The following is a 9,432-nucleotide window of genomic DNA, read 5'->3' as shown; positions in this document are numbered from 1 at the left end:
TGTTTGAAAAGTCATGATTGATGTATCAAATATTTTTTACCCCACCCTAACCCTCCCCTTATAAAGGGGAGGGAACTCAATTTCTCTTATTTCCCCCCTTTATAAGGGGGGACTAAGGGGGGTAATCATGTTAGGATTGCTGTTGTTGCCCCACAAGACAATAACTGTGCTTCGTGTTCTGAAATTTGTTCTAACTCTGTTAAAATCCGATCAATATCGTCACTATTCATTTGTGCAGCCTGGTTTTGCACAATGATTACAACGAGGTCTGCTATAGTAGGCGTTTCAAACAAGCTACGCAAAGATATTTCTACATCGAAGGCTTTACGTATGCGGGAGATGATTTGGGTAACCATCAAAGAATGCCCTCCTAAATCAAAAAAATTGTCATGAATACCAACTTTTTCAAGTCCAAGAACTTCAGCCCAAATTTCAGCTAATGTTTCTTCAACCGGGTTGCGGGGAGCTACAAAAGCTTCTTCTAAATCAGGGCGTGTAAGATTAAGTACGGAGAGCAATCGACGATCTAGCTTGCCGTTGGGTGCCAGTGGTAAAGCCTCCAACATTGTGAAGACGGATGGGATCATGTACTCAGGTAAAGTTTTTCTTAAGAAACGACGTAGTTCATTAACTGTGGGAGTTTGTCCTGTTTTAAGGACTAGGTAAGCCACTAAGCGTTTGTCAGTGACATTATCGTTTTGAACCAAGACTGCAACAGACTGAATACACTGATGTTGAGACAAAGCTGTTTCAATCTCACTCAACTCTATTCGGTAACCACGAAGTTTTACTTGATGATCGATACGCCCTAAGAACTCAATGTTCCCATCCGGCAAATAACGAGCTAAGTCACCAGTTTTGTATAAACGTGCTCCTGGTTGTTTACTAAATGAATTGGGTATGAGTTTATCAGCGGTCAGATCTGGGCGGTTAATATAACCTCTAGTTAGACCAATACCACCAACGTATAGTTCGCCTGACTTACCAATAGGGACAGGCTGGAGATAAGAATCTAGTAAATATATTTGTGTGTTGGCAATAGGGCGACCAATGTGTAGAGTAGACCAAACTTCCTGGTTCTCTGTGCTTATAGGAAATGTATGGAGTGTTGATGTAACTGTTGCCTCAGTTAGACCGTAAACATTGATAAAAGGTACACCAAACTTCTGCCAGGTTACAAATTTTTCTAAAGAGATGTTATCGCTGCCAACAATGATCGAGCGAAAAGAGGCAGGTAATTGTTTTTCTGAAAGAGATAGCTCATCAACCCACTGATGCCAGTAGGCTGCTGGCAGTTCCATCAGAGTTATACTCTCTTTTTCTATTATCTCTAGGAGATACCTGCAGGAAGTTAACGACTTTTCATTTTGGAGTACGATAGTAGCGCCGCTTAACCACGTAGGGAAGATTTCTTCTACTGAAACGTCAAAGCTTATTGAAGCAAATTGTAAAACCCTATCGTCGCATTGCAAATTAAACTGCTTCATGATAGCGAGAGTATAGTTCACCAAAGAGTTGTGACTAATGAGTACTCCCTTTGGTGTACCTGTTGATCCGGAAGTATAGATGACATACGCTAAATTCTCAGGTATAACCTCATTTATCAAGTTTTCTCCCTGCTCTTGACCTATCCTCTCCCAATCCGTATCAATACAAATGATACGTGCTTTATGAGCGGTAAAGCTTTTGGACAAACACTCCTGAGTCAGGAGGACACAAACCTGAGCATCCTCTAGCATAAAGGCTAAACGTTCTTGTGGGTAAGCGGGGTCAAGAGGTACATAAGCGCCGCCAGCTTTGAGGATACCCAGTAGTGCAACCAACATCTCTAAAGAGCGCTCCATGCAGACGCCAACGAGCACCTCAGGACCAACACCTAGGGTTTGCAGATGGCGAGCCAGTTGATTGGCACGAGCATTGAGTTCGTGGTAAGTGAGTTGTTCGTCAGCAAAAACGGCGGCAATAGCATCAGGAGACTGCTGTTGTTGCGCCTCCAAGAGGTGATGAATACAAGCATCTTCTGGATAAGAAGCTTGGGTGTGATTCCATTCTACTAACAGTTGATGACGCTCATCACTCGGCAGGAGGGGGATGTTCGAGAGACGTTGTTCTGGAGCCGCAACGATACCTTCAAGCAGGGTTTGGAAATGTCTCAGTATGCGGGTGATGGTAGTCGCATCAAACAGGTCGCTGTTGTACTCCATTGCTCCCCGTAATTCCGCGTCTGTCTCTTCCATGACCAGTGTCAGATCGAACTGTGCGGTGGTTGTGGGTGGATTGAGCAACTGCAATTGCAACCCGGGCAGTGTTAAGGTCTCCTGTGGGGCGTTTTGCAAGGCAAACATCACCTGGAACAATGGATTGTGGCTGAGATGTCGTTCGGGCTGTAGTACTTCCACCAACTGCTCAAAGGGCATCTCTTGATGGGCATACGCTCCTAAGGTCACCTCCCGTACCCGCGAAAGCAATTGTTCAAACGTTGGGTTACCTGAGAGGTTAGTTCGCAACACAAGTGTGTTGACGAAAAATCCAATTAATCCCTCAGTTTCAAGGCGGGTACGGTTTGCGATCGGCGAACCGACAACAATATCTTCAACTCCAGTGTAGCGTTCCATCAGAGTCTGGAACGCTGCCAGCAGGGTCATGAATAATGTGACTTCATGTTTGTGGCTGAGTGCTACGAGTGAAGTATACAGGTTTTTTGGAAGTGTAAACGATTGGTGTGCGCCTCGGAAGGACTGCACGGCAGGGCGTGGTCGGTCTGTGGGCAATTCCAATATGGGCGGCGCGCTCGCTAGATGTTGCTGCCAGTAGGTCAATTGCCTCTGTCGCACTTCCCCTTGTAGCCATTCACGCTGCCAGTGGGCGTAGTCGGCGTACTGTATGGGGAGTTCTTTGAGTGGCACCGGGAAGCCGGCGCAAAAGGCTTGGTAGAGTATCGTTATCTCGCGAATCAGTACAGATGTGGACCAGCCGTCGCTGATAATGTGATGCATCGTTAGCAGTGCCACACACTCCTGTTCGTCTAGTTGTAATAAAGTTGTTCGCAGCAACGGCCCTTGAGCAAGGTCGAATGGCTTTTGTGCTTCTGCTGCCGCCACATTCATTGCTTTGGCTTCTCTGTGGGTTTTTGACAACTGCCGCAAATCGATCACCTTTGTTGTCAAGTTAACATTGGGAGAAATGACTTGCATTGGTTGCCCTTCTACTGTAGTGAAGGTCGTCCGCAAGGCTTCGTGTCGCCGCACAATTTCACAAAGGCTTTGTTGCAGCGCCACTTCGTTGAGCCTACCTGTAAAGCGCACTGCCACAGAAATGTTGTAAAACGTGCTTTTCGGTTCTAGCTGATGAAGGAACCATAGTCGCTCTTGAGCAAATGATGTATTGAACAAGAAAACTTTGTCTGCCATTGTGCTATCTTCCTGTTTTATTGCTAAACTTTTTGACTTCAAAAACTATTAAACGGGATTTTAACCGTGTACCACTTCCAACTCTGATTTTTACGTTGATTCTGATTTAAAGTTAACCCTATGGAAAGCCATGTCTATTAAACTGATACGGAAAATTAACGATGCTCTAGTAAAGCTACCCGAATACCAAGCCCAATAAACACACATCCAGCCACCCAATGCAACTTATTAGCTAGTCTAGGCTTCTTACGTAACCAATTTCCAATACTACTTGCAAAATAGCCAACAAAGCTAAAAACACTGAAGGTAACTAGCATAAAGATCCCACCTAAGAGCAGCATTTGCATGGCGACTTTGCCATGAGTAAAATTCACAAACTGTGGCAGAAATGCTAGAAAAAAGAGTGTGACTTTAGGATTAAGTACATTTGCAACAATACTTTGCCAGAAAATCTTCAGCGATAACTTATCATCCTGCTGTTGCTGAAGCAAGAAGTTACTCTTAGCGGTGAACAACTTTATACCTAAATAGACGAAGTATAAAGCTCCAGCATATTTTACTACTTGAAATACGAATGCTGAGGAGCTAATTAGCGCTGACAAACCGACTACTGCAAAAGTAGTATGAACAATCACGCCAATGCTGAATCCTAAGGCTGCGAGAAACCCTGCACGTTTTCCCTGTGCAATACCACAAGTGATGACATAAATAATGTCTGGTCCAGGCGTAATAGTAAGTATAAACGAGGCGCTGGCAAACACAACTATGGTATTAAAACTCAGCATTGCAATAACATTTTTCTAGCAATAATTTTTTTAGCAATATGACGTAATATCATATCACTTTTAGCAGAAACTTTAAAATCATAGCTTATTTCAGTTTGAAAAGGCTAATACCAATTTAATATGAAGCTGCACATTATTTTTACCCCTCCTAACCTCCCCTCATAAAGGGGAGGAAAAGAAATTTCCTGTTTCCTCCCTTTATAAGGGGGGACTAAGGGGGGTAAGGAGAGATGCCACAGATCGTAGAGTTTTTTCTATGCATCTTCATCTGAAAACGGTATAAGTTTGATGGAAGTGTTAAAATTGCCAGTAGATTTATGCAAGTAGCCAAAAAGTTGAAATGTGTCAATTTGACATATTTGGATATCGCCGCCTCAGCCCTTTACCTCCTGACTCAGGACGAGAGCTTCTCAATTGGTATTACCTGGTAGAAAATCTGTTTAAAGCGTTTTATCAAAAAGGTATTGAGACCAGTACACGTTGGCGTAAGTCATGTTCCCATCTCACAACTTAATTTTGACTATAAGTTTGACTCGTAAAAAAGGGCTCTTTATTTATGCCATGCGGTACTACAGCAGTCCTAAATGATTTACAAACACCTCTTCCTTGTCCTCCTTGTCTTCCTTGTCTCCCTTGTTTGGATCTCAAATAGGATTGCTATAGTAGCTTAATCTCATTCTTTATTTTTATTTTTTATAGTAATATAAAAGGAATCATTGCTAACTTACCATCACTAGTAGGTTCCAATTGGAGCCGCTTAATTATTCAGTATTCATCCATGATATCAGAAGTATTTCTACCGCAAGAGGCAGCCTTAGGAGACTCTATCCCTCAGCTTGGGCTAACAGAGCATAAGGACTTGACCGGGTTCCCTTCACCAACTCCTATTAATTTTAGAGAATCTGCTAGCACCTCTAAGTTAGAGGAATTCTTCGCTCAGAACTTTGATAGCACAGAAAGTTTTAACAGTAGCGCAACAGACTTAACGTTATTGAAACAAAATACAGATTATGTTTCAATCGCATCTCAATTTCCCAGTTCAGGGACTATCGACGACCCACTAGCTGGAATCGCTGGAATTAATTATGTCACTGACCTAAGCGCCAATAGTCTGATAGAAGCAGAGAATGGAGTTCAAGAAAAATTTTTACTTGGCAGTTCTAATTATGAGGATCTGTATACTGATACCAGCGACAATATCTTTTCTTTAAGTTTCCCAGAACTGACGGATAAAGTGGAAGTGTGGCGTGAGCCTACAGGAATTGCTCATATCCAAGCACAAAATGAGAAAGACCTGTTTTTCGCTCAAGGCTTCGTCCATGCTCAAGATCGTTTTTGGCAAATGGATTACCAGCGCCGTTTTGGTACTGGTCGGCTTGCAGAAGTATTGGGAGAAGATGCGCTAACACAGGACATTTATATACGCAGTATTGGGCTTTATCAAGCAGCAGAGTCTGCTTATGAAAACTTATCTCCTGAAGCAAAACATATCGTAGATACTTACTCTGCCGGGGTGAACGCATACCTTAATACTGCCTCAACTCTCTCCCCACAGTTCGATCTACTAGATTATAAGCCTGAATCTTGGCAACCAGTAGATGTTTTAGTTACAAGTAAAATAAACAGCCTTAATCTCTCGGCTGACTTGAATAGAGAGCTAATATATTCTCGACTCCTAACTTTAGGGCTAAGTTTTGAGCGTATTCAAGAACTGTTTCCCTCTTATCCTGAGAATGCTTTTACTATTCTCCAGCCTGAAGACCTCAATCAATTAGATTTAAACGTAAAATCACTAAAGTCAGCAGATGCGTTCCAAGCATTACCTCAGGAAATACAAGCGGGGGAAAAAACTCTTCAATCATTAAACTTTACCCCTCCAGGCTCTTTAGCAGCTTCTAATAATTTAGTGATATCGGGAAATCGCACCACGACTGGTAAGCCAATACTTGCTAACGATCCACATTTACAATTGCAGACACCCTCAATCTCATATTTGACTCATCTAGAATCTCCTACCCTAGAGGCTATCGGAAACACGTTTGCAGGGCTGCCAGGAGTATTGATTGGTCGTAATAACGATATTGCTTGGGGAGTGACAAACACGACAATTGATGTACAAGATCTTTATATTCTTGAAGAAACAGCTGATGGACAGGGCTACTTCTACCAAGATCAAGTTCACCCTTATGAAGTGCGTTGGGAAACCATTGAGGTTAAAGATGCTGAAGCGGTTTCACTTCAAGTACGCTCCAGTATTTACGGTCCTGTAATCTCAGATGCTTTGGGCATAGACCAACCGCTGGCTCTGAGTTGGGTTAGTTTAGACTCGGTAGATCGCACCCTTGAATCTTACTTAAATATTAATCGGGCCAAGAATTGGGAAGAATTCAAAGTAGCATTGCAATCATACGTAGCTCCCAGTCAAAACTTTGTTTATGCTGATAATGAGGGCAACATTGGCTATTTTGCTTCTGGTAAAATTCCTATCCGTCAGTCAGGACACAGTGGACTTTACCCGGTAACAGGAACTGGGGAGTTTGACTGGCAAGGCTTTATTCCTTTTGAACAACTACCACAGGTTTTAAATCCAAAGTCAGGTTTTATCGTTACAGCAAACAACAAAATTACTCCATCAAACTACCCTTATGAAATTAATGGAGATTTTGACGAACCCTACCGAGCAGAGCGCATTCGCGAACTTATTTTAAATAAGGATAAGCTATCGATTGAAGATGTGCGGGAAATTCAGCTCGATCAAGTCAGCTTGCTCTACCGTGACTTCCGAACGGTTTTGGAGCGCCTTGACCCACTATCAGAACAAGCCCGTGTTTGGCGCGATCGCTTACTAGCGTGGGATGGAAATACCCAGCTGATGAGCGTAGAAGCCACAGTCTTTGGAACCTGGTATACTCAGCTCACTCAGCTTCCAGCAGCAACAGTAGGGCGAGAGTACTGGGATCAGCCTCGTTATCTCCTGTCAGCTATTTTGAATGGGGACCCAGCTTGCGATCAACCAGGAACAGCACCGGGATGTTTAGATGATGCTGCTCAAGCATTAGAAGAAGCTTTGAACCAGCTGGGAGAAACAGTGCCAACTTGGGGAGAAATTCATCAAGCTCGCTTTGCTCAATTGGCTCCAGTCTTACCCGAGGGAGATTTTCAAGTTCCCTTTGGTGGTGACCGTTTTACAATCAACTTGGGCTTTTACGATCCTATGACCTTTATCATGCCTGTAGGTTCTAGCTACCGCCAAATTGTTGATTTTGCTAACTTAGAGAATTCTCTGTTTATCACCCCTCCCGGTCAATCTGAAAACCCACTCTCCTCAAATTTCAACGATCAGCTACCGCTATGGCAGCAAGGAGAGTATTTGTCCATGAAGACAGAGGATTATCCCGTGGCCGAAGGGTTAATACTGAGAGGTAGTTAATATCCTGACATCGTCAATTCTACATTTCTTTAAAAAGATTATTAACATTTTTTATACTTTTCTTCTTCGTTCTTACAGCGTATTTTGACGAAGAAGGGAACAGGAAACGGGGAACAGGAAACAAGGATATTTTAGTTCCCTGTTTTTCATTTACTGTTAAAATTTTATACTCTTCATTTGCTCCTTCCATGTTCATTAGATAAGTGAAAAATCTGAGATTGCTTAACGCAGGCAATTCTCTAAAAAATACTATTTCTTTGGATAGATAAATTTAGTTTAAATTCAGTTTTCTGATATAACTCATGAGGATTAATGTAAAACTAAGATTGTAGAAGCAGTGTCATTAAAGGGAATGCAAGACGTTCTTAAAAATGAAGTGATTTAGGTTGCATGAGGAAATCGAGGTTTTATAAACCCCACTAATCCATGCATCCAAACCACGTTCCCATACGCCGAAGTCTGTATGTATCAAAATATTGAATTTTTCCAATTTCATCGGCATCAAGCAGAAGGGTAAAAATTCCTGCTCCAGGCTAGATATTTTGACCACTAATCTGGTTTATATCGCTTGATTGGATAAAATCGAGCTAAAAGCAAGCAAATTCCAACCTAGTGAGGTACAAAAATTACCCCCCTTTCATCCCCCCCTTACCAAGGGGGGATGAAAGGGGGGTGTACCTCATTAGACTGAGAAAGGCTATATAATTATTAATCAAGCATTGTTGCCTTCTAATATTTAGAAACTCAATGCACAACAGCTTGTTTAAATTTTAAATTAAAAAAAATTAACAAATTTTGGAATAAGTTTTGGGTAAAATATTGTTAAATTCAAGTACTATCTATATAGTCAATTTAATTTTGTAAAGCAAAATTAGCTGATAGTTTCGTTTAATTATTTTCAATTATACACTAAAAAAAATACAAAAAATTAACATTTTATTTATTTGAAATAATAAAATAATATGTATTATCAAGTGGTTAATTTTTAAGAAAGGTGGTAGATTTGATCTTAAGTCATAAACAGATAGTATTGTGAAGTGAAGATTCTTAAGCAATAAAACAGCAAGTAAATTCATGAATGGGATGTAAATCCTTTCATACAACTTAGCAAAGACTGATTGAGAAAGAGTAAGGAGAGATGATTATGAACGAACTTGTGCAACGATTATCGAAAGGAAATCACTCTGTTGAAGCAAGCCTACAACCTGATAAAACAGCCGAAGCTTTGAAAAAGTGTATTGATCGCGGATATGTTCATATCAAATTTACAGATACTAAAGGAGGTACTGACTTAGGGGTCAGACTTGAGCCAGCAGCATCCAATTTCAAAGAGGCTGACTTTGATCGCCAAATGGGGAAAGTCCATTTAGTTGGTAACTTAACTCTCAATTACGTGAAAGTTCGATGTATTGCAGATATTGACCTAGAAACGCTAAAAGGCAAAGGACATCTAGAAATCGTACAAGAGTAAGATCTACCTGTACTGTAGATTGCAGATTTTATATCAATAAACCTTTGCAAATGGAAATTTTCAACTTTTACAAGAAGTTCAACAACTTTCTTCAAATAAGCGTATGAATAGAGACGAAAGGGAAGACACTACAATCTACAAGGTTGTAGTTAATCACGAAGAACAGTATTCCATCTGGCCTGCCGAGCGAGAAAACCCTTTAGGTTGGCAAGATGTGGGCAAAAGTGGTCTTAAACCAGAATGTTTAGAATACATTAAGCAAGTGTGGACTGACATGAGGCCACTCAGCCTACGAAAGAGGATGGAAGAAGCCGCTTACAACAAAACAGTGTAGCT

5 protein-coding genes are annotated in these 9,432 nt (G+C 41.4%); 3 read left to right on the top strand and 2 right to left on the bottom strand.

Annotated elements, in window-relative coordinates:
• Positions 1-125: 125 nt before the first annotated feature.
• On the bottom strand, positions 126-3,410 hold the full coding sequence (locus F7734_RS06700) for a non-ribosomal peptide synthetase (RefSeq protein ID WP_155743941.1): 3,285 nt from the start codon (positions 3,408-3,410) through the stop codon (positions 126-128).
• Positions 3,411-3,565: 155 nt separating this feature from the next.
• Positions 3,566-4,195, bottom strand: a complete 630-nt coding sequence (locus F7734_RS06695) for a LysE family translocator (RefSeq protein ID WP_155743940.1) — start codon at positions 4,193-4,195, stop codon at positions 3,566-3,568.
• A 778-nt stretch (positions 4,196-4,973) separates the two neighbouring features.
• Between F7734_RS06695 and F7734_RS06685 the strand changes: the two genes are divergently transcribed.
• From F7734_RS06685 to F7734_RS06675, 3 genes are all read left to right on the top strand, one after another.
• Positions 4,974-7,625: a penicillin acylase family protein gene (locus F7734_RS06685; RefSeq protein ID WP_155743938.1), complete on the top strand. Its 2,652-nt coding sequence runs from the start codon at positions 4,974-4,976 to the stop codon at positions 7,623-7,625.
• Positions 7,626-8,769: 1,144 nt separating this feature from the next.
• Entirely contained in the window at positions 8,770-9,096 is a 327-nt protein-coding gene (locus F7734_RS06680; RefSeq protein ID WP_155743937.1) for an MbtH domain protein, read from the top strand.
• Positions 9,097-9,199: 103 nt separating this feature from the next.
• Positions 9,200-9,430, top strand: coding sequence for an MbtH family protein (locus F7734_RS06675; protein ID WP_155743936.1), 231 nt, complete (start codon positions 9,200-9,202; stop codon positions 9,428-9,430).
• Positions 9,431-9,432 lie beyond the last annotated feature (2 nt).

The organism is Scytonema sp. UIC 10036, from assembly GCF_009725235.1.
Note: the sequence above shows the minus strand (reverse complement) of the source record. Positions and strands in the feature narration are given on the sequence as shown.

Coding starts and splice junctions, on each gene's coding strand:
- F7734_RS06700 (WP_155743941.1), bottom strand. CDS start 3,410: ATGGCAGACAAAGTTTTCTTGTTCAATACATCATTTGCTCAAGAGCGA.
- F7734_RS06685 (WP_155743938.1), top strand. CDS start 4,974: ATGATATCAGAAGTATTTCTACCGCAAGAGGCAGCCTTAGGAGACTCT.
- F7734_RS06695 (WP_155743940.1), bottom strand. CDS start 4,195: ATGCTGAGTTTTAATACCATAGTTGTGTTTGCCAGCGCCTCGTTTATA.
- F7734_RS06675 (WP_155743936.1), top strand. CDS start 9,200: ATGAATAGAGACGAAAGGGAAGACACTACAATCTACAAGGTTGTAGTT.
- F7734_RS06680 (WP_155743937.1), top strand. CDS start 8,770: ATGAACGAACTTGTGCAACGATTATCGAAAGGAAATCACTCTGTTGAA.